Raw genomic sequence first — 21,041 nt, forward strand, 5'->3', positions numbered from 1 at the left:
TTCCCCATTGTTTTTTTATTTTTCGAAACCAAAAGATGAAAGTGAGTAAGAAAACAGAGGTGAAAAGACTTTTTTAACGAAAAAACCGTAGTTTTTTAGGAAAATAAGAGAAATCGCTTTATTTTTTTTTCATTCTATTTTAAACTAAAAGATGTAGTGCAATTATTGCAGAATTGTTGGTTAGGAGGACATGAGAGATGACAGAATTTGAAAATAATCAGGTTGAGAGTGGAAATGAATCAATGGAAGCCGCTTTAGACAATTTCCAAGAAGTAAAAGTTGGAGATATCGTTAAAGGTGAGGTATTGGCCATTGAGGATAAACAAGCGATCGTAGGGATCGAAGGCGCCGGCGTTGAAGGCGTTGTTCCTGCAAAAGAATTATCAACTTTACCTGTTGAAGACATCAACGAAGCAGTCAAAGTTGGGGATGTCTTAGAATTGGTTGTGATTTCAGCAATTGGTAAAGACAAAGAAAACGGCAGCTATCTCCTTTCTAAACGTCGCTTAGACGCGAAAAAAGTTTGGGAAGATATCGAAAAAGATTTCCAAGAAGGAAAAATCATTGAAGCACCAGTCACCAACGTCGTTAAGGGCGGGTTAGTGGTTGATGTAGGTGTTCGTGGGTTTGTCCCAGCATCAATGGTCGAAGACCATTTTGTTGCGGATTTCGAAGATTACAAAGGGAAAACATTGACCTTCAAAATCGTTGAGATCGAGCCTTCAGAAAACCGTTTGATCCTTTCTCATAAAGCAGTTGTCGAAGCAGAAAAAGCAAAACAAAAAGAAGCTTTATTAGCTGATTTATATGAAGGACAAGAAGTAGAAGGAAAAGTAGCGCGTTTGACCGACTTTGGTGCCTTCGTAGACCTTGGCGGCATCGATGGACTTGTCCATGTCTCTGAAATTTCTCATGGACATGTTGGCAAACCGAGTGATGTTTTATCTGTTGGCGATACCGTCAATGTCCGGATCTTATCTGTTGATGCAGACAAAGAACGTGTGTCACTTTCGATCAAAGACACATTGCCTGGACCTTGGACCAATATTGAAGAGCAAGCGGCTGTTGGCAGTGTCTTGACGGGGACTGTTAAACGCTTGACAAGCTTCGGTGCGTTTGTGGAAGTCTTCCCAGGTGTTGAAGGGCTGATCCATATTTCACAAATCTCCCATAAACACATTGCGACACCACATGAAGTCTTACAAGAAGGCGATGAAGTGCAAGTGAAAGTGCTCGAAGTGAACCCTTCAGAACACCGAATCGCATTAAGTATCAAAGCATTAGAAAAAGCCGAAAATACCAATGAAACACAAGAAGTTTCAGAGGACGACTATCAATTGCCAGAAGAATCAACTGGGTTTACCATGGGTGATATCTTAGGCGATGCCTTAAAAGACAGCGACGAAGAGTAATTGTATGCCATCAGCTTATAACGATTCGATGTTTGAATTTGTTATAAGCTGGTTTTTTGTTTGCCAGGAAAGCTTGCAACTTTCCATGGCTTTAGGTAAACTAAGTAAGATTGAATACAAGAAGCAGCGTACAAGGACTGCTTTTTTAAATGGAGGGTAAAAAATGACAAATCCAACAATAGCGATCGTTGGACGTCCGAATGTGGGGAAATCGACCATTTTCAACCGGATAGCTGGAGAACGAATTTCGATCGTTGAGGATACTCCAGGAGTGACCAGAGATCGTATTTATGCCACTGGTGAATGGCTAGGCCGTGAGTTTAGCGTAATCGATACAGGTGGGATCGATTTAAGTGATGAGCCGTTTATGGATCAAATCAAGCATCAAGCAGAAATCGCCATCGATGAAGCAGATGTCATTGTTTTTATTACGAGTGCTCGTGAAGGAGTAACAGATGCTGATGAGCTTGTGGCTCGTTTGTTATACAAAAGCAACAAACCCGTGATTTTAGCGGTCAACAAAGTTGATAATCCCGAGATGCGTACCGACATCTATGAATTTTATGGTTTGGGTCTAGGCGATCCATACCCAATCTCAGGAAGTCATGGATTAGGGATCGGGGATGTTCTTGATGAAGCAGTCAAACACTTTACCAATGAAGCGGAAGAAGAAGACGATTCTATCATCAAGTTTAGTTTGATCGGTCGACCAAACGTCGGGAAATCCTCTTTGATCAATGCGATTCTAGGGGAAGAGCGAGTGATCGTTTCAGATATCGAAGGAACGACTCGTGATGCGATCGATACCCATTTTACCAGCGAAAGCGGTCAAGAATTTACCATGATCGATACCGCCGGCATGCGTAAAAAAGGGAAGGTCTACGAATCTACTGAAAAATACAGTGTGATGCGGGCGATGCGGGCCATTGAACGTTCAGACGTCGTCTTGATGGTCTTGAACGCCGAAGAAGGGATTCGCGAGCAAGACAAACGGATCGCTGGCTATGCCCATGAAGCAGGCCGTGGAATCATTATCGTTGTCAATAAATGGGATACATTGAAAAAAGAAACGAATACGATGCGTGATTTTGAAGAAGAAATCAGAGATGAATTCCAATATTTGGATTATGCACCAATCATTTTCGTTTCCGCAGTGACGAAACAGCGCTTGAATAAGTTGCCGCAGTTGATCGAAGAAGTCAGCATGAATCAAAACATGCGTATTCCATCTGCGTTGTTGAATGACGTCATTATGGATGCGGTGGCGATCAATCCAACACCAACAGACAAAGGCAAACGTTTGAAGATTTTTTATGCGACGCAAGTGGCTGTCAAACCGCCAACTTTTGTTATTTTTGTCAACGAAGAAGAACTGATGCATTTCTCTTATGCACGTTTCTTAGAAAATCAAATCCGCAAGGCATTCACTTTTGAAGGAACGCCGATTCGGATCATTCCTCGCAGAAGAAAATAGAGATTTTATCATACTTTGTTTCTTTTTACAAAGAAATCTGTCCTTTTCTAGAAAAATGGGAAAAAACCAAAAAAAAACCCCCTAAAAACGTTAAAATCCTTGATATTACAAGGTTCTTATGATAACGTTATATCAGAATATTGATGGTAATCAATATTTGACAAAAACCTTGGACCACTCAAGATTTTTGTTGATGCATGACATCAAAAAAAATATCAGGAGGTGAAACCATCCATGGCAAATAAAGCAGAATTAATCGAAAAAGTTGCAGCAGCTACTGACTTAACTAAGAAAGACGCAACTGCAGCAGTAGACGCTGTATTCTCAACAATTCAAGACGCTTTAGCTAACGGTGAAAAAGTTCAATTGATCGGCTTTGGTAACTTTGAAGTTCGTTCTCGTGCAGAACGCAAAGGACGCAACCCACAAACTGGTGAAGAAATCAAGATCCCTGCTAGCAAAGTACCTGCATTCAAACCAGGTAAAGCTCTTAAAGACGCAGTGAAATAATTGAGTCTTGTAGAAACCCTTGAGTAATCAAGGGTTTTTTCTTTTGTCTAACTAGGGACTGCCACCATGCAGGCGGATCGAATGGGAAAAGAAACGGTTATTATTGTCAGAAAATTCAAAAATATTTTTTGTTTTTCTTTTGGTCTAAAAAAAAACAAGGGTTGCGGGCACACTTTAATTCTCAAGCAAGAATAAAGGTGTTTTAAAAGTCATTTTTATCAAAAGAAGCAAGCGATTAAATGACATCTAATGTGAGAAAGGGTTCCTTGGAATTGTCATTATTGAAAAAAAATTCAGAAAATTCGTTGACAAGTGTTTTTGCAAAGGGTATATTGGTAAACAATTACAAGAACGTTACTATTTCTAATGAAGGAGCCATTTTCTATGCGCAATTTTAATCAATATTTATTAGTCATTATTATTGATACCAGGACTTAGAACACGGAAGCAAAAATTATCCGTTTGTTTGAGTCCTATTTGCGTAAGTAAAATGGGATTCTGGCAAAGCATCCCAGTTTTTTATAACCGGGATGCTTTTTTTTATTCCAAAATGCAGGAGATGATGAGTGTGAGAAGTGATCAGATTAAAAAAGGGATCGATGCAGCGCCAGCTAGGAGTCTGCTCTATGCCACAGGACAAGTAAAAAATATCCATGACATGAACAAGCCATTTATTGCGATATGTAATTCCTATATCGATATTGTGCCTGGACATGTGCATTTACGGGAGTTAGCAGATATCGCTAAGGAAGCGATTCGTGAAGCTGGCGGCATCCCTTTTGAGTTCAATACGATCGGTGTGGATGATGGCATTGCGATGGGCCATATTGGCATGCGTTATTCGCTACCCAGCCGAGAATTGATCGCTGATTCCGCAGAAACCGTGATCAATGCTCACTGGTTTGACGGCGTATTTTATATCCCGAATTGCGACAAGATCACTCCTGGCATGATTTTAGCAGCGATGCGGACGAACGTACCGGGGATCTTTTGTTCTGGCGGTCCAATGAAAGCCGGTATTGATCCACGGGGCCACCAGATAACCTTGTCTTCCATGTTTGAAGCCGTGGGGACTTACAAGACTGGCAACATGACGAAAGAAGACTTTGAATTTATGGAGCAAAATGCCTGTCCGACTTGTGGTTCCTGTGCAGGGATGTTTACTGCCAATTCAATGAACTGTCTCCTAGAGATCTTAGGATTGGCAATGCCAGGCAATGGTACGATCCTCGCCGTGTCTGAAGAACGACGAGAACTAGTTAGACAAGCCGCCTTTAAGTTGATGGATCTTGTTGAAAAACAAGTGAAACCTCGAGACATCGTGACCAAAGAAGCTATTGATGATGCCTTCGCTTTAGACATGGCGATGGGGGGTTCCACCAACACAGTGCTGCATACCTTAGCGATCGCCAATGAAGCTGAGATCGACTATGACTTAAGACGGGTCAATGAAATCGCTAAAAGAGTGCCTTATCTCTCAAAAATCGCGCCATCATCAGCCTATTCGATGCACGATGTTCATGAAGCTGGCGGCGTTTCGGCAATCATAAGGGAGCTTTGTGATATCGAGGGAGCGATTCATCCTGATCGACCGACTGTCACAGGCAAGACGTTACGAGAAAATGTCGCTGAAGCGAAGATCCACAACGAAGAAGTTATTCATCCCAAAGAAAACCCGTATAGTCCTGTGGGTGGTCTATCGATCTTGTACGGTAATATCGCCCCAGAAGGCAGTGTTATCAAGGTCGGTGGGGTCGATCCAAGTGTCCAAGTGTTCAAAGGCAAAGCGATCTGTTTTGATTCACATGATGAAGCAGTTGCTGCCATCGACAATCATACCGTACAAAAAGGACATGTTGTAGTGATCCGCTATGAGGGACCAAAAGGAGGACCAGGTATGCCAGAAATGCTGGCGCCTACCTCAAGCATCGTTGGACGTGGGTTAGGCAAAGATGTCGCCTTGATCACCGATGGTCGCTTTTCAGGAGCGACCCGAGGAATCGCCGTTGGCCATATTTCGCCAGAAGCCGCTGCAGGGGGTCCATTAGGCCTTGTCAACGATGGCGATGAAATCATTATCGATTTACCAAATCGAACGCTGAATCTGCAAGTATCCGATGAAGAGCTTGCCCAGCGTGCGCAAGAACGACCGAAGTTTAGTTCAAAAGTGAAAAAAGGATGGCTTGCACGTTATACCGCTTTAGTGACTTCTGCCAATACGGGCGGGATTATGCGAGTACCTGATGAGGAGGAGTAGCAATGGAAAATATCGAGTATCAAGCATCGCATCTAAGGACTGGCGCACAAGTATTAGTGGACAGCTTACAAGAGCAAGGCGTCGAAATGATCTTTGGCTATCCGGGCGGCGCCGTCCTGCCGTTATATGATCAATTATATGATGCAGCGATTCCGAATATTTTGACGCGTCACGAGCAAGGCGCGATCCACGCCGCTGAAGGCTATGCCAAAGCTACTGGCAATGCTGGGGTCGTTTTAGTGACTAGCGGACCAGGTGCTACAAATGTCGTCACGGGCATTGCCGATGCTATGAGTGATTCCGTACCATTGGTAGTTATCACAGGGCAAGTGGCGGTACCAGGAATTGGCAAAGATGCCTTCCAAGAGGCGGATATTCTGGGTATCACGTTGCCGATCACGAAGCACAACTACCAAGTCCGCTGTGTCGATGAGCTGCCAAAAGTGATCGCTGAAGCCTTTCATATCGCTTCCACAGGGCGAAAAGGACCGGTTGTCATCGACCTTCCGAAAGATATTACCTTACAAGAAACCGCTGAAACCTGCTCATTGCCGATCACAAGGAAAAGTTATCAGCCGACGGCAGAGCCATCCCGTCTGCAAATCGAAAAACTGATGCAAGTCTTGGAAAAAGCTCAGCGACCAGTGGTATTGGCGGGTGCAGGCGTGATCGCTGCCGAAGCTGCGGCTGAACTAAATGCATTTATTGCCAAGTACAAGTTGCCGGCAGTGACAACGTTGCTTGGCTTAGGCTTACTGCCAAGTGATCATCAATTTTTCTTAGGCATGGGCGGTATGCATGGCACCTATGCGGCGAACATGGCTTTATCAGAAGCCGATTTGATTATCAATATCGGCTCTCGCTTCGATGATCGCTTAGCAACGGCCGGCAGTCAGTTCGGTAAGCAGGCCATCGTTGCTCATATCGATATTGACCCAGTGGAGATCGGCAAGATCGTAGAAACAAAGATCCCAATCGTCGGCGATGCCAAGGCTGCTTTGCAGCAAATGCTGCGGTACCCACCAACAAGAGGAACCTGGACGACTTGGTTGGATCTATGCCAAAAACGGAAAAAGGAAAAACCTTATCGCTATGATCGCACTCAGACACAAGAGATCAAACCACAAAAAGTCATCGAAGAAGTAGGGCGTTTGACCAAAGGAGAGGCTTACGTCATCACCGATGTTGGTCAGCATCAAATGTGGGTCGCGCAGTATTATCCTTTTCGCTTTCCTAAACAATTGATCACCAGTGGCGGACTAGGGACGATGGGCTATGGCATCCCTGCAGGAATCGGCGTTCAATTTGCTCATCCAGAAAAAATGGTCGTGGTGTTCGTTGGTGATGGTGGATTTCAAATGACGAACCAAGAATTTGCGATTTTGAATGAGTATGGCTTGAATGTCAAATTTGTGTTATTGAACAACTGCTCTTTAGGAATGGTTCGCCAATGGCAAGAAACATTCCATGGCAAGCGGCGCTCTGCCTCCGTTTTTGCGCAGCAGCCTGATTTTGTCAAACTGGCACAGGCTTATGGCATTGAAGGCTGTCGGATCGATGCCCCAGAGCAACTGGTTGATCAATTGGCAGCAGCTTTTTCTCAAGCAGGGCCGCAGCTTATCGAAGTAATGGTCTCGCCATCTGAGCATGTGCTGCCGATGATCCCACCGGGGAAAGCCAATCATGAAATGATGGGGGTCTAAGGGGATGAAACGGGTATTAGCAGCAATCGTCCATAATGAAGCAGGTGTTTTGAGCCGTATCACGAGTGTCTTGAACCGTCGTCAAGTCAATATCGAGAGTATCTCTGTCGGTACGACAGAACGACCAGAGTTTTCACGTATGACGATCATTGTCAACGTGAACGATTTGGCAGAAACAGAACAAGTGACTAAGCATCTGAACAAGCAGATCGATGTCTTGAAGGTTTCTGATATTACAGAAGTTCCTCATATCGAACGGGAGCTGGTGCTGATCAAAGTCAATGCGCCAACCACAAGCCGTTCGGAGATCCAAGCAGTGATCGATCCATTTCGAGCACACATTGTCGATGTGGCACTAAAAACAATCGTTGTGCAAGTTGCTGGCGATACGAAAAAGGTAGAAGCGTGCATCGAGGTTTTACGTCCATACGGCATCAAACAATTGGCACGGACGGGTGTCACTGGCTTTACAAGAGGGTAAGTGCAATTTTGAATTGCTTAAAATAAAGAAAGAATTCGGAGGAAACAAGTATGGTAAAAGTATATTACAACGAGGAAGTTACAGATAATTTAGGAGACAAGAAGATTGCAATCGTCGGTTACGGCTCTCAAGGGCACGCTCATGCGCAAAATTTACGGGACACAGGTCATGAAGTCTTTATCGGCATTCGTGAAGGAAAATCAGCGGAAGCCGCAAGAAACGATAGATTTGATGTTTTCCCAGTAGCTGAAGCCGTTCAAAAAGCGGATGTAGTCATGATCTTGGCACCCGATGAGATCCAAGGATCGTTGTATAAAAATGAGATCGAACCGAATCTTTCAGCGGGCAATGCATTGGCATTTGCTCATGGTTTCAATATTCATTTTGATGTGATCGCGCCACCAAAAGAGGTGGATGTTTTTCTAGTTGCGCCAAAAGGACCAGGTCATTTGGTGCGTCGAACCTTTACCGAAGGGTTTGCGGTACCAGCCTTGTTTGCAGTTTATCAAGATGCGACTGGCAACGCACAAGCAACGGCTTTATCCTATGCAAAAGGCATTGGTGCCACACGGGTCGGCGTTTTGGAAACGACCTTTAAAGAAGAGACCGAAACCGATCTTTTCGGTGAGCAAGCCGTACTTTGTGGCGGTTTGACCAGTATGATCGAAGCGGGCTTTGAAACATTGGTAGAAGCGGGGTACCAACCGGAATTGGCTTATTTTGAAGTTTGTCATGAATTGAAACTGATCGTTGACTTGATTTATGAAGGAGGCTTCAAAAAAATGCGCCATTCGATCTCGAATACGGCTGAGTATGGTGACTACGTTTCTGGTGCTCGGGTGATCACTGCACAAGCCAAAGAAAACATGAAAGCCGTATTGACAGACATCCAAAACGGCCAATTTGCGAAAGGATTCATTGAAGACAATCAAAACGGCTTCCCTGAATTCCATAAAATGCGTGAGGAAAACGGCAATCATCAAATTGAAAAAGTCGGCAGCGAGTTACGGAAAATGATGCCGTTTGTTGCGAAAGATTAGGAGGGACGCGTTTGTTGGTGACAGTTTCTGCAATCGAACAAGCCTACGAGCGACTGCGGGGAGCAGTTAGTCATACGCCGCTGCAGTATGATCGCTTTTTATCTGAGAAGTATCAAGCGACGGTCTTGTTGAAGCGAGAGGACTTGCAAAAAGTCCGCTCCTTCAAATTACGCGGTGCCTACTATGCGATCACCCAGGCAGATCCTGAACTGACTCGTCGTGGCGTCGTCTGTGCCAGTGCCGGGAACCATGCGCAAGGTGTTGCTTATACCTGTCAAGAACAGCAGATCCGAGCGGTTATTTTCATGCCGACAACGACGCCACAGCAAAAAATCGCGCAAGTCCTCTTTTTCGGTGGAGATTATGTCAAAATCGAATTGGTGGGAGATACGTTTGATGCGGCAGCCCAAGCGGCTAAACACTTTGCAAAAGAACAGCAAATGGCTTTCATTGCTCCCTTTGACGATCCTAATATTATCGCAGGACAAGGAACCGTTGCTGTGGAGATGCTGGCGGATGCTGAAAAAAAACAAGTAACGATCGATCTGGTCGTGGCAGCGATTGGCGGGGGCGGCTTGATCAGCGGAACCGCAGCCTATTTGAAAGAAAAGCAACCGAAGATAAAAATTGTTGGAGCAGAACCTGTAGGGGCAGCCTCGATGCAAGCCGCCTTTGATCATCAAGGACCAGTGGCACTGGAGCATATTGAAACCTTTGTGGATGGTGCAGCGGTCAAACAAGTCGGAGCTCAAACCTATGCCCATGCCAAACGCTACGTGGATCAATTGGTAGCTGTGGAAGAAGGCGCAATCTGTCAAACGATTCTGGAATTGTACAGCAAGCAAGCGATCGTCGCTGAACCAGCTGGTGCCTTGAGTGTGGCAGCTTTGGATCTGATCAAAGAGCAAATCAAAGGCAAAACAGTCGTCTGTATTGTGAGTGGCGGTAACAATGATAGTTCCCGTATGGCAGAGATCGAAGAGAAATCACTGATATATCAAGGATTGAAACATTATTTTATCGTCAATTTCCCACAACGTCCCGGTGCGTTGAAGGAATTTGTTAGCCATGTATTAGGTCCCGATGATGATATCACTAGGTTTGAATATACAAAAAAAATCAATCGTGGAACAGGACCAGTAATGCTGGGAATCTTGTTGAAACACAAAAAAGATCTCCCCGCATTACTGTCACGAATTGAACAGTTTGACCAAAACTATATCAACCTTCAGCAAAATCAATCACTCTACTCACTTTTGGTTTAAGAAAAAACATGATTTTCCTTTGGAAGAAGAGGAAATCATGTTTTTTGCTTTTTATCGGATCATTGAACCAATCACAGGAAAATACTTCCTAATCATTAGCGATTTAGTAGGTGTTTAAGCGGCTTCTTGTTATAATAGGAAGTAGTAGCAAAGGAGTGAGCCGATGGAAGCTGTTTTTTTCCGAAATGAACAAGAAACCCAAATTTCTTATGGTGAAACACTAGCATCGGTCATGAGAGAACAGTCGATCGAGCCGCAGCAGGTGATCATTTTGACGAATCAGCGCTATTATGACCGCTTTTCAGAAAAATTGACCCGCCTGTTTTTGCCACGAGAGGTCAATTGGTATATTTGTACCAATCAAATGTATTGCAACAACTTTAGTGAATTTAAAGCTGCAATGGATTTCTTCGGCCGCTTTTCAAAACAGGAGCCGCAGCTGATCGTCGGTTTTGGCAATGAAGGCGTGTTGGCATTGAGCAGTTTTATCCACGCGACGTCGGTTCTGACGACACAGCTTTGGCTGATTCCCGTTTCCTTGCGGGCCTTAGCTAAAAGTGTGAAAGAAACAGCGATCGTTGTGAAAAAGCCAGATATCCCGATGCTGGAAAATCCTAATACACCCGAATTTGTTATTTACGATCAGACGATCGCAGAAAAACAGATCGATGGGAAATTGGTCGATTTTTTGACACTGATTCGTTGTGGCGTGCTTGCCGATAGTGAGTTTTTAAAAGAGCTTTATCGAACCTATCCCAGTCATCAGGCGTTGATGAGACATTCGTTGGCTGCGTATACCGATCGGTTGATCCAACTATACCAGCAATCAGGCAGCGAATTGGAGGAGTTTGGCCAACTCTTTGCTGATGCTGCTTATCGAACGGAAAATGGGCACTTGCTGTCTGATGCGATGAAATTATTCTTTGGCTTTTTGTTTCATTTTATGTGGACCGTCCAGCAGCAGCAATTGACTGTCGATCTGCCCGTGTTCTGCCAATGGCTTGCCCGATTAGGCTTTCCCATCGAATTGCCCGAGTCTTTTTCATTAAGCGAATATTTCAGTCATGTACTAGAATTGCAGCAAAAAGAAAAAAAACTGTTATTTTTGGCAAAAGTTGGTACAATAGGGGGCAGAACGAAAATCGAGGAAAAAGATCTCGTCCAGACGATGGAGACTTATCAGCGATTAATCAATGAGATTCGAGGGGTTTAAATGGAAACATATAGTGAAAAAATGTTAAAAGCATTAGCCGCGGAAGAACTGGCTGAAGCACAATTAAATTTTACCGAAGCTCTGCAAAAAGATGATGATGAGACATTAGGCGCTTTAGGTGATGAACTATTGCAGATCGGCTTTTTGGAAGAGGCGAAAACGTTATTTGAAACCTTGCAGCAACGACATCCTGATAATGAAGCTTTGCTGCTTCCTTTAGCAGAAATTGCGATGGAAGAAGACCAGATCGAAACGGCTTTTGCCTATATTGATCAAATACCACCGACCAGTGAAGCGTATTTGCAAGCCTTGCTATTGAGTGCGGATCTTTACCAATTGATCGGTATCCCTGAAGTTAGTGAAGCCAAACTAAAAGAAGCGCAAAGCATTGTGCCAGATGAACCTTTGATACGGTTTGCCTTAGCTGAGTTAGCCTTTTCGACTGATCGCTATCAAGAAGCCGTTGACCTTTATCAAGGTTTGCTGGAAGAAGAAATCACGGATATTTCGGGGATCTCGATCGTTGAACGGACTGGTACATCATTGAGTATGGCGGGCAAGTTTGAAGAGGCATTGGAATATTTTGAAGCAAGCCTAGAAGACGAACAGACCGATGAGCGTCTTTTTCAAACAGCTTTAGTCTATTTGCAGCTAAAAGAAAATGAACAAGCGATTCGCTACTTGCAGCAGTTGCGGGTCATGAATCCGCAATACCGTGCCTTGTATCTTTATCTTGCAGAAGCATTGCAAGAAGAAGAGCAGCTGGAAGAAGCGCAGCGTGTGATCGAAGAAGGGATTCATGAAGATCCATATCAAGTGGATTTCTATCATTTTGCTGCCGAGAATGCTTACCGACTTCATGACAGTGAAGCAGCAGAATCATTTTTACTAAAAGCATTGGAGACTGGTGACAAAGAAGATGATACGTTACTGACCTTAAGTAATTTATACTTGAATGAAGAGCGTTGGCAAGAAGCGATCTTGACCATCGAACGAATGGAAGACAATGAGCAGCCGCATGCCCTTTGGAATTTGGCGCAAGCGTATAATGCGCTGGAAGATTTTGACAAAGCAGCAAACTATTACGAAGAAGCCAATGCTGATTTGCACCATGAGCCAGCATTTATGAAAGAATATGGCATTTTCTTACGTGAAGAAGGGCGTTTACCTGAAGCACTTCATTTGCTGCAACATTATTTGGCGCATGAGCCAGGTGATTTAGAAGTACAGTCGATCGTGGAGGACTTATTAGAAAGATAGGTGAGAGAAATGAACATCAATGTACAAGAAAAGAAAAAGTTTCTTAATTGGTTAGTTTCGACCGTTTCCTTCAGCCGCCGAGAAGTCTCTTGGGTGTTAAACTATCTGGCGAACCATGAAGCGATCTTGACCAATGTTCATTTTGTAGAAGGGGCAGCCGCAGCCAAACGGGGCTTGAGTGTCCGCAGTACAGAAATTGGGGGCGAACCGTTTGTCTTGAGCATCGAAGGGCAGACCTTTTATGACATTGATCAGATTTTTCATGAGATTCGCATGAATTGGAAACAACCCTTGTATCTTGAATGTCTCTTCCCAGATTCTTGGTCGCAATCCTTTTATTTAGCAGTTTTAGAAGACAATCCTTATGAACGTTGGAACGACCACTTGGATCAAGAAATGACCCAACATGTTACCCAGTATCTTGAAAAAGAAGAAACAAAAACCAAAATCGATACCTTGTATCGGCAAATCGATCTAGCCTTGGAAAATGGGGATCGTGATGCCTTCTTAGAACTTTCGGATGAAGTAAATCGACACTTGCTCCAGCAAAAAGAAGAAAGCCGGTAACAAGCAAAAAGCAGCCCTTTAACCGGGGCTGCTTTTTTCAGTCTTTATTTTGTTTTAGAAACAGCGGTTTTGCGCTGTAAGAACCGCGACTTAGGTCTTAAGTAGGTAAAGCCTTCACCTTCGACTTCATGGACATTGATGACAGAAACAAACGCTTGCGGATCAAAGTCATGAACGATGCGCTTGACTTCAGAAATCTCCCGCCCGCTGACCACCATATAAATGATTTGTTTCGCCACTCTTGAGTAAGCCCCTTCGCCCTGTAAAAACGTGACGCCTCGTTCTAATTCATCCATTAAAACAGGAGCCATCTCTTCGCTGTGATTGCTGATCACTAAGATCCCTTTGGCTGAATAGCCGCCATCTAGGATCGAATCGATCACGCGCGTGAAGACATAAGAAAAAATCAAGGTATACATCATGCGGTTCAAATCTATATAAGTCAAAGAAAGCAACAGGACGAACACATCAAAGATCAAAAGCGAACGACCGATCGTCACCCCAAAGTTTTTCTCTAAAATACGTGCCAATACATCGACTCCGCCAGTCGTTCCCCCGACCTTGTAGACGATCCCACTACCGATCCCTGCAATCAAACCAGCCAAGAGCGCAACGATCAGCAGATCGTGCTGCAGATCGATCAACAGGGGAACACTCTGCCAAAATGCCAACCAAAAAGACAAACCAAAAGTTCCTAATATCGTATACACTAATGAGCGTCGACCAAGAATTTTGCCACCGATCAAAATGATCGGAATATTTAAGATCAGTGTACTGATGGCAGGATTGATTCCCCATAAGGCTCGCAGGATCAAGGTGATCCCCGTCACACCGCCTTCTGCTAAGTCATTTGGGATATTTAGATAGACTAGACCGAAGCCATAGATACTTGTACCAAAAATAATCAAAACAATATCGCGAATCGTTCGCCATGAAAAAAATGCCCGCATCCTGTTTCCTCCGTTATTCAACTTCCACAAGTATCAATGTAGCACGAAATCATTGAATGCACAACAAATCCTGAAGGGGGCTCTATCTAGGCAGGCAGCCATTCTTTTGGTAAGATAAACGAGAAAGGGTGGAGAAAATGACAGAAAAACGTTCTTTGGCATCGATGCAAGAAGAAGTCGATGCGTATATTCAGCAATTCAAAACTGGCTATTTCAGCCCCCTCGCCCAAATGGCTCGTTTGACCGAAGAAGTCGGCGAATTGGCGCGAGAAGTGAATCACTATTACGGGGAAAAAAATAAAAAAAGCGATGAAGTTGAAAAAACAGTGGCAGAAGAACTCGGTGATGTACTCTTTGTGACGATGATCATGGCCAATTCACTAGACATCGACCTGACTGAAGTGTTTGGGGAAAATATGGCAAAATTCAATCAGCGGGATGCGTATCGTTTTGAAAGAAAAGATGGGAAAGTAAATGAAACTGACTAAACTACCAAAAGAATTTGCAGAAGCTGCACCGCTTTTAAAAAAAATCGAAGCCGCAGGCTATGAAGCATACTTTGTCGGCGGCAGCGTGCGAGACACGATCTTAGGCCAGCCGATCCATGATGTCGATATTGCTACCAGTGCATTTCCAGCCGAAATCAAGGCGCTTTTTCCTCGAACCATTGACATTGGCATCGAGCATGGGACGGTGTTGGTTTTGTGGGAGCAGGCGCAGTATGAGATCACTACGTTTCGAACGGAAGCAGCCTATCAAGATTACCGCAGACCCGACAAAGTGGATTTTGTCCGTTCCCTGAAAGAAGATCTAAAACGGCGGGACTTTACCATCAATGCGTTGGCACTTCAAGAAGATGGTGTCATCATTGATCTTTTCGATGGTCTGGCAGATATCGATAATCAGATTTTACGAGCAGTGGGTCACCCCCAGGAACGTTTCCATGAGGACGCCCTACGAATGATGCGGGGGCTGCGTTTTGTCAGTCAATTGGGCTTTGTTTTAGAAACAGAAACATTGGCTGCTATCCATGCGAATCATGCCTTGTTGGGAAAAATCTCTGTTGAACGGATCATGATTGAATTCGTGAAATTGCTGTTAGGCAATCATCGGAACCAAGCACTACGGGCGCTAGTAGAAACCGAATGCTATATCTATTGCCCAGGCTTGCGGGGATACGGTGAGGCGTTACTGCGGATGGCAGACCTGCCAGCGATCCCATTAGAAAACGAAACGGCGGCCTGGGTTTTGCTCATTGACCAAATGGGTTTAGCGCCAGAGGCAGTCCGCAGCTTTTTAAAAGCTTGGAAATGTTCTAATGACTGCATCCGCCAAGTACACACGGCTTATCAAGCACTGCTCGCGCGTCGAAACGGCGAATGGAATGACCTAGTGTTGTATCAGTTCGGTCTAGAAGCAACCTGTTTAGCCGAAGGATTATTGCGTTATGACAATCAGCCCAACGATCCAGCAAAAATCAGTCAGCGCTATCAGCAGCTGCCGATCCATTCACTGAAGGAGTTGGCGATCAATGGACGTGATTTACTACAAACGATCGATCGTTCTTCTGGTCCGTGGCTCAAAGAAGTCTTGACCGCTGCCGAAGCTGCAGTCATCACACGAAAAATCCCTAATGAAAAAGAAGCACTATTAGCGTTTGTCCAAGCGTATTTAGCAAAGGAGGGATAACTGAAAAATGGAAAGCAAAAAAGAATTTATCGTGGGACAGCAAGACACTGCGGCTGTTTTGGGTTCTGGGGGATTAGACGTTTTAGCAACCCCACGATTGGTAGCAATGGTGGAAAACACCTGTTGGGAAGCCCTTGAGCCTACTTTAGATAAAGGGTTTACTACCGTCGGTACAAAGTTTTCGATCAATCATTTGAAGCCTTCACCAGTTGGAGCGACAATCACAGTTCTTGTGCAGTGGGAAAAAGAACAGGGGTTCCAATTTCATTATCAGGTAATAGACGCGAAACAACAGATCATTGCCAATGGGACGCATCAACGAGCAGCAGTGGAAATCTCTCGGTTCATGAAAAAAGTCAACGAAAAACAAAGTTAATTTGTGTCCCGATGGCGACTATGTGTTAGAATTAAAGTGTATTACTAATAAAAAGGAGCGTTTTGTCATGGCTAGAGAAATGAAAGCTTTAAAATTTTATTTCCGTAATGGAGAAACATGGACGATTGAGCGCCGTTACATCGGTGACTTGTGGATCAAACAAATCACGACCAGTTTTGGCCGCATCCACGGAAGCGAATTTGTTGAGATTCATCCATGTGCTGGGTTCAAAATTGAAATCTTCCAAGAAGGCGATCATGTGGCAACGCATGACATCAACTTAGGTGGGCTTGAATTAGGGATGTTTGCCCGTGCGTTGAAATATGAAGATATCGAACGGATGGAAATTCTTTACCGTAACGGTACACCGGATCTTGTGTATTTCCCATATAAGGACAAAGATACGGAAGGATTGGATAACGTATACCAATCAACAAAAATCAGTGAGAAAACGAAGAGCCTTTATATCGTGATCGACCCGAACCAGACAGTCGATGATGTTTATAAAGAACATTTCGAAGAATAAGAAAAACGCAGAACCAGTTGGTTCTGCGTTTTTTTTAGAATGATTCTTGGAACATATCCGTATACTTTTTTAATAAAAGATAATCTTCGGCATATTCATCTTTTAAAACGATCGTATCGCCAAAGAAACTCTTACGCGCATGTTGGATGATACGATGCTGAATATCTTTTTCTAAAAGGTAATCGATCTCAGACTGTTTCAGGTTTTGTGCAGCAGTCGCCCGATTCTTTTCTAAATATTGCAGCAAATCGTACTCAAGGTGTCCCGCACCGTTGATGACTCGTTTGTATTCGATTTTGTCAATTTTCATCTGCTCACACTCCTTGCTATTAAAGTACCTTAGAAAAGAACAAAGGGGGAGGTGGGCGAATCGAAATTACATAAATCTTTAAAAAATGGACCGTTTGTTAATGTTATCTTAAGATTTGTCAGCAAAAAGGAAAGAAAAACGAATCAAGTGCCAGTATTTTTCGAACCATCAGCAAACGGTTCTTTTTCCTTTTGCTGATGGACGGGTCCTATATTAGCGATCCCATCTAGACCACCGGCATGTCCGCCGACTAATTTGCTGCGAGCAATGGCGCGAGCGCCTTCCATTCGGCTTGTGGCATGAACGATCGAAGTGAAGCCATATTTCTCACGAATCTTATCGATGATCAAATCTAATTTACGCTGGCGCAACTGCGCTTCTGCTTGCTCAAAAAGATCCAGCTGGACATTTTCTGTATAAACCAATTTTGAATAGGTAATACCAATGTGGCGAACGACTTGCCCCGTATAAAATTTTCGAAAGAGAAACAGGCAATGAGCCACAAGTTTGCGGGTATTGTCAGTTGGCGGGATCTTCATTTGTCGGGAAAAACCAGAGGCAGTTTCACTAAAGGCTACGCCGATGTAAACATTGATACAAGCGGTCTGACAATGATGACGGCGAATCCGAGCGGCAACTTGTTCCGCCATTTCCTTGATGACGATCTCGATTTCTTCTTGTAAATAATAATTGCGATGTAGGACTTGGCTATTGCCGTAGCTTTTTTCCATCACTTGTGGTGTCGGTTCAGATAAAATCGTGCGATCAATGCCATGGGCGTGATGATAGAGCTGCTCGCCAATGATCCCCATGCGACTGCGTAAAAGATCAGGACTGGCGTGAGCCAATTGCTCGATCGTTTCAATCCCCATCAAGTGAAGTCGTTTTTCTGTGCGCCGACCGATCCCCCAAAACTCTGTCATAGGGGCGATCTGCCAAACTTTTGTCGGTACATCGTCATAGGTCCATTCAGCGATCAAGGAACGATTGTGTTTGGATTCGTTATCTAAAGCTAGTTTTGCTAACAATGGATTGTCGCCAATGCCGATGGTGACATACAATTTCGTTGTTTCGTAAATGTCTTTTTGAATTTGCTGGGCAATCAACCAACGTTTTTCTTCGCGAGAGATCGTTTTATCGGGAATGAAAAGATCCAATGTACGGGTCAGATCCATCATCGTTTCGTCGATCGAATAGAGCAGCAAGTCGTCTTGTCCAACATATTTGCGAAAGACATTATTGACTTTGGTGTTTTCTTTGATATAAAAACTCATACGCGGCGATGCTTTGTACAAATCGGGATGTGTCGGCAGGTTGTCATTGCGAGTCACATTTGAAATTCCCAATACCGATTTTGCCTTTGGGGAAGCTGCTAAGACTAAGCCGTTACCAGTATTGTCAGAATGTGACATGACGACCAGCATCGCTTGGATAGGATCTAATCCACGAGAGATGCATTCTACAGAAGCATAAAAACTTTTGACATCAATAAATAAGATATCGCGTTTTGGCTCGAGCGCATAATTAAAACCACCCATTTTTATCACTCCTTACCGAAATTATACGAACGTTTGTTCTTTTTTGTCAAGCGAACAGGAGCGGATGAGGGGGATTTGTTTTTTTATAGAGAAGTTATTTTTGTTTTATAATGATGGGAAACGTTGGTTTATAAGGAATACATTCATTTCAGATTATCAGAATTCGATTGGACATACATACGGGGTTTTGTCTTTTTACCCGAAAAACGGATAAAAAAACAGCCGATCCATTGGACCGACTGTCGTAGCTTAAATCAATTTTCGGCAGGTAGAGTTGCAAACAAACTTAAGAGATTGCCGTCTATGTCTTTGACAATGGCATAGCGTTGTCCCCAAAAGGCAGACCAAGGTTCTTTGAAAGACTGATACCCAGCAGCAACGACTTTTGCATGAAGGGCATCAACTTCTTCAGGAGAATCACATAAAAAGGCTAATTCAATCGTATCACCCACAGTCATTGGTGCATGTCCGTAGATCCCAGCAACCATCTTGCGGCTATTCAAGGAGATGCGAACCCCGTCGTTTGCTAATTCCATATAATCTTCTGAGTGCTGACCTAATGGCGTGAAGCCAAGTACTTGATAAAAAGCCAGTGCCTGTTCCATGTTTTTTGTGATAATACCGACCATATCTAGTTTCATTGTTTTCTTCCTTTCATGTGGGCGTTCTTTACATAACAGTCAATGCAGTTGCTAGTAATGATGATCACCTCGTTTCTGTCAGACGGTAATGGTGCAACCGTTCAGCCAACGTACCAGTGTGTAGTTCAAACAAATGGTTGTCATCGTCATAAAAATAAATAGAAGCACCTTCGCCTTTGATGCGGGAACGATCTTTTTCGATCTTCAATCCTAGTCCTTGGATGCGCGTAATCAAGGAATCGATTTGAGCTTGATCGATTTTAAAGGCAATATGGTTATACGTTTTCGGCAGCTTCTGGGAGGCATCCTCCATAACAGCAAGCCATAAGCCATCGATCAAAAAGAATTTTTCTGGGAAGTAAGAATGGGCCTGATCTTGACTATCATAAACTTCCTCTGCATCAAACAATGTTTCCAGCATCGTTGTCGTCTTTGCTAAATTCTGTACGATCAACGTGATATGGGAAATCTCCATCGCATCAACACTCCTTTGCTATGACGAAATAGGGGAAAGAGAAACAATCAGTATCAAAAGAAGCATTATGTTAGTGATTGTGAAATACCAAGAGGAAGAGCAGAACATAAAACAGTGTATCTGTTGCGCAAGGAATAAGTTTCTTCGTGTATTTTGTCCAAAAGAAGACATTTATTAAGAAGAGGACAATCACCGTCGGTAGGCTAAAGGTCCAAGCAGGGTGTTTGATGAAAATGAAAAGCATATTTCCAATAAGAGCAAAAAGAAAAGCGCCATAAAACAGACGATAGTTACTAGGTAGATACGCAAAATTGCCAAGCATGGGTTCACCTCCTATAGGCAGTATAGCATGAAAGGGTCGATCGGAGATCAAAGTATACAGAAAAGGTGGCAACGGGAGAGAGCGGCTTCATATTATGGTTATTGCCAAAATCATCTCGCGCATAATCGCGGGAGAGATACTGCAAAAAATTTCGGAAAATAAAGCTGCCGCTTAATCGCCCCTGAAATCTTTGTTGCTGCTCATGCGTTCTCCTGATGCTTATTCAAAAAAGCAGCAGTGCATTCACTAAGTGAATTTGGCTACTGCCTGCTTTTTTTATGATGGACAAAGAGAGACAATAAAACGATGAAAAGAATAGTTATTCGATGTGTTCCAGGAGAAGCTTTTCTGAGCAATTTAGGCAAAGGATCGGCGCGTTTATCAGTGCTAATTCTTTTCTGGGTTTTAGTTGGTAAGCAGAAGCTTTCGGCGGAAACGGCCATTTTGTCCAAACGACTTCCCCTGTGTCGATCACTTTTTTGCAATGGTTGCAACGAAACTCTTTTTCTTCTTTGATAAACATTTAGTTTCTCCTTTTTTATATACATTATACATTAAAATTTATTTTTGTGACTTTACAAAGAAATGGCCTAAAAGTCCAAAGAAGAGAAGTCAAGAAGTAGCTAAAACAAAGAGCAATCAAGGAGACGATGCAATTACTATCTAAGTTTGAAAGAACAAGGGCTAATAGAAAGGGAGTTCCATTCAAAACTATCACCTCAAAGCTAGTTTTTACAAAAAAAGAAGTTCGCAAACGCCTTGGTTATCAGCGTTTGCGAACTTCTTAAATAGTATTATTTTGTTTCGCGGTGTAAAGTAACTTTTCTTTCACGTGGGCAATATTTTTTCTTTTCCAAACGATCAGGATTGTTACGTTTGTTTTTGTTTGATAAGTAGTTGCGTTCTTTACAAGAAGTGCACTCTAATGTGATGTTTACGCGCATGATTTTCCCCCCTAACGATACAAGAATCCTCTAAGAAATCTCTCAGACTAAAATATAATAGCATGTTTTGTGCGGGAATGCTAGCTTT

23 protein-coding genes are annotated in these 21,041 nt (G+C 43.4%); 15 read left to right on the forward strand and 8 right to left on the reverse strand.

Going from position 1 to position 21,041, the window contains the following annotated elements:
• The first annotated feature begins 197 nt into the window (after nt 1-197).
• The 11 genes from rpsA to IGJ05_RS00355 all read left to right on the forward strand — a co-directional run bounded on the left by rpsA (nt 198) and on the right by IGJ05_RS00355 (nt 13,182).
• Nucleotides 198-1,412, forward strand: coding sequence for a 30S ribosomal protein S1 (rpsA, locus tag IGJ05_RS00305; protein ID WP_005229333.1), 1,215 nt, complete (start codon nt 198-200; stop codon nt 1,410-1,412).
• A 163-nt stretch (nt 1,413-1,575) separates the two neighbouring features.
• On the forward strand, nt 1,576-2,886 hold the full coding sequence (der, locus tag IGJ05_RS00310) for a ribosome biogenesis GTPase Der (protein WP_081116288.1): 1,311 nt from the start codon (nt 1,576-1,578) through the stop codon (nt 2,884-2,886).
• 234 nt (nt 2,887-3,120) lie between these two features.
• Nucleotides 3,121-3,396 (forward strand): HU family DNA-binding protein, encoded by a 276-nt coding sequence (locus IGJ05_RS00315; protein ID WP_003126821.1) that lies wholly within the window; start codon nt 3,121-3,123, stop codon nt 3,394-3,396.
• 568 nt (nt 3,397-3,964) lie between these two features.
• Complete coding sequence (gene ilvD, locus IGJ05_RS00320; RefSeq protein ID WP_438724971.1) at nt 3,965-5,653, forward strand: dihydroxy-acid dehydratase; 1,689 nt, start codon at nt 3,965-3,967, stop codon at nt 5,651-5,653.
• Between the two features lie 2 nt (nt 5,654-5,655).
• The gene (gene ilvB, locus IGJ05_RS00325) at nt 5,656-7,356 is read left to right on the forward strand and encodes a biosynthetic-type acetolactate synthase large subunit (protein WP_081116287.1); all 1,701 of its coding nucleotides are present in this window, start codon (nt 5,656-5,658) and stop codon (nt 7,354-7,356) included.
• A 4-nt stretch (nt 7,357-7,360) separates the two neighbouring features.
• Complete coding sequence (gene ilvN, locus IGJ05_RS00330) at nt 7,361-7,837, forward strand: acetolactate synthase small subunit (RefSeq protein ID WP_005229349.1); 477 nt, start codon at nt 7,361-7,363, stop codon at nt 7,835-7,837.
• Between the two features lie 50 nt (nt 7,838-7,887).
• Nucleotides 7,888-8,877 carry a ketol-acid reductoisomerase gene (gene ilvC, locus IGJ05_RS00335; RefSeq protein WP_438724972.1) on the forward strand — a complete coding sequence of 330 codons (990 nt, stop codon included), beginning with the start codon at nt 7,888-7,890 and terminating at the stop codon, nt 8,875-8,877.
• 11 nt (nt 8,878-8,888) lie between these two features.
• The gene (gene ilvA / locus IGJ05_RS00340; RefSeq protein ID WP_081116285.1) at nt 8,889-10,142 is read left to right on the forward strand and encodes a threonine ammonia-lyase IlvA; all 1,254 of its coding nucleotides are present in this window, start codon (nt 8,889-8,891) and stop codon (nt 10,140-10,142) included.
• Between the two features lie 163 nt (nt 10,143-10,305).
• The gene (locus IGJ05_RS00345) at nt 10,306-11,355 is read left to right on the forward strand and encodes a hypothetical protein (protein ID WP_081116284.1); all 1,050 of its coding nucleotides are present in this window, start codon (nt 10,306-10,308) and stop codon (nt 11,353-11,355) included.
• The gene (locus IGJ05_RS00350; RefSeq protein WP_005229356.1) at nt 11,356-12,615 is read left to right on the forward strand and encodes a tetratricopeptide repeat protein; all 1,260 of its coding nucleotides are present in this window, start codon (nt 11,356-11,358) and stop codon (nt 12,613-12,615) included.
• Between the two features lie 9 nt (nt 12,616-12,624).
• On the forward strand, nt 12,625-13,182 hold the full coding sequence (locus IGJ05_RS00355; RefSeq protein WP_005229358.1) for a YpiB family protein: 558 nt from the start codon (nt 12,625-12,627) through the stop codon (nt 13,180-13,182).
• A gap of 44 nt (nt 13,183-13,226) precedes the next feature.
• On the opposite strand, the gene IGJ05_RS00360 is transcribed toward IGJ05_RS00355, so the two are convergent.
• On the reverse strand, nt 13,227-14,132 hold the full coding sequence (locus IGJ05_RS00360; protein ID WP_081116283.1) for a YitT family protein: 906 nt from the start codon (nt 14,130-14,132) through the stop codon (nt 13,227-13,229).
• 137 nt (nt 14,133-14,269) lie between these two features.
• Here IGJ05_RS00360 and IGJ05_RS00365 point away from each other — a divergent pair, with 137 nt between their 5' ends.
• The 4 genes from IGJ05_RS00365 (at nt 14,270) to IGJ05_RS00380 (ending at nt 16,723) form a co-directional block, all read left to right on the forward strand.
• Nucleotides 14,270-14,620, forward strand: coding sequence for a nucleotide pyrophosphohydrolase (locus IGJ05_RS00365; RefSeq protein WP_438724973.1), 351 nt, complete (start codon nt 14,270-14,272; stop codon nt 14,618-14,620).
• On the forward strand, nt 14,607-15,821 hold the full coding sequence (locus IGJ05_RS00370) for a CCA tRNA nucleotidyltransferase (RefSeq protein WP_156236081.1): 1,215 nt from the start codon (nt 14,607-14,609) through the stop codon (nt 15,819-15,821). The genes IGJ05_RS00365 and IGJ05_RS00370 overlap by 14 nt, the downstream gene beginning before the upstream one ends.
• 7 nt (nt 15,822-15,828) lie before the next feature.
• A complete protein-coding gene (locus IGJ05_RS00375; protein ID WP_438724974.1) occupies nt 15,829-16,197 on the forward strand; it encodes a thioesterase family protein in 369 nt (122 codons plus the stop codon).
• Nucleotides 16,198-16,264: 67 nt separating this feature from the next.
• Nucleotides 16,265-16,723, forward strand: coding sequence for a hypothetical protein (locus IGJ05_RS00380; RefSeq protein ID WP_005229368.1), 459 nt, complete (start codon nt 16,265-16,267; stop codon nt 16,721-16,723).
• A 34-nt stretch (nt 16,724-16,757) separates the two neighbouring features.
• Here IGJ05_RS00380 and IGJ05_RS00385 read toward each other — a convergent pair whose 3' ends face one another.
• The 7 genes from IGJ05_RS00385 to rpmG all read right to left on the reverse strand — a co-directional run bounded on the left by IGJ05_RS00385 (nt 16,758) and on the right by rpmG (nt 20,953).
• Entirely contained in the window at nt 16,758-17,033 is a 276-nt protein-coding gene (locus tag IGJ05_RS00385; protein WP_005229370.1) for a hypothetical protein, read from the reverse strand.
• 143 nt (nt 17,034-17,176) lie between these two features.
• Complete coding sequence (locus IGJ05_RS00390; RefSeq protein WP_225001231.1) at nt 17,177-18,571, reverse strand: Y-family DNA polymerase; 1,395 nt, start codon at nt 18,569-18,571, stop codon at nt 17,177-17,179.
• Nucleotides 18,572-18,825: 254 nt separating this feature from the next.
• Nucleotides 18,826-19,212 (reverse strand): VOC family protein, encoded by a 387-nt coding sequence (locus IGJ05_RS00395; RefSeq protein WP_081116279.1) that lies wholly within the window; start codon nt 19,210-19,212, stop codon nt 18,826-18,828.
• A 64-nt stretch (nt 19,213-19,276) separates the two neighbouring features.
• Nucleotides 19,277-19,687, reverse strand: a complete 411-nt coding sequence (fosX, locus tag IGJ05_RS00400; protein WP_060792282.1) for a FosX/FosE/FosI family fosfomycin resistance hydrolase — start codon at nt 19,685-19,687, stop codon at nt 19,277-19,279.
• Between the two features lie 70 nt (nt 19,688-19,757).
• A complete protein-coding gene (locus tag IGJ05_RS00405) occupies nt 19,758-20,009 on the reverse strand; it encodes a hypothetical protein (protein ID WP_081116278.1) in 252 nt (83 codons plus the stop codon).
• A 319-nt stretch (nt 20,010-20,328) separates the two neighbouring features.
• Complete coding sequence (locus IGJ05_RS00410) at nt 20,329-20,532, reverse strand: hypothetical protein (protein ID WP_081116277.1); 204 nt, start codon at nt 20,530-20,532, stop codon at nt 20,329-20,331.
• Nucleotides 20,533-20,803: 271 nt separating this feature from the next.
• Nucleotides 20,804-20,953 (reverse strand): 50S ribosomal protein L33, encoded by a 150-nt coding sequence (gene rpmG, locus IGJ05_RS00415; RefSeq protein ID WP_005229384.1) that lies wholly within the window; start codon nt 20,951-20,953, stop codon nt 20,804-20,806.
• Nucleotides 20,954-21,041: the final 88 nt, after the last annotated feature.

This window comes from Enterococcus sp. AZ167 (genome assembly GCF_051714025.1).
GTDB classification, from domain to species: domain Bacteria; phylum Bacillota; class Bacilli; order Lactobacillales; family Enterococcaceae; genus Enterococcus_D; species Enterococcus_D casseliflavus.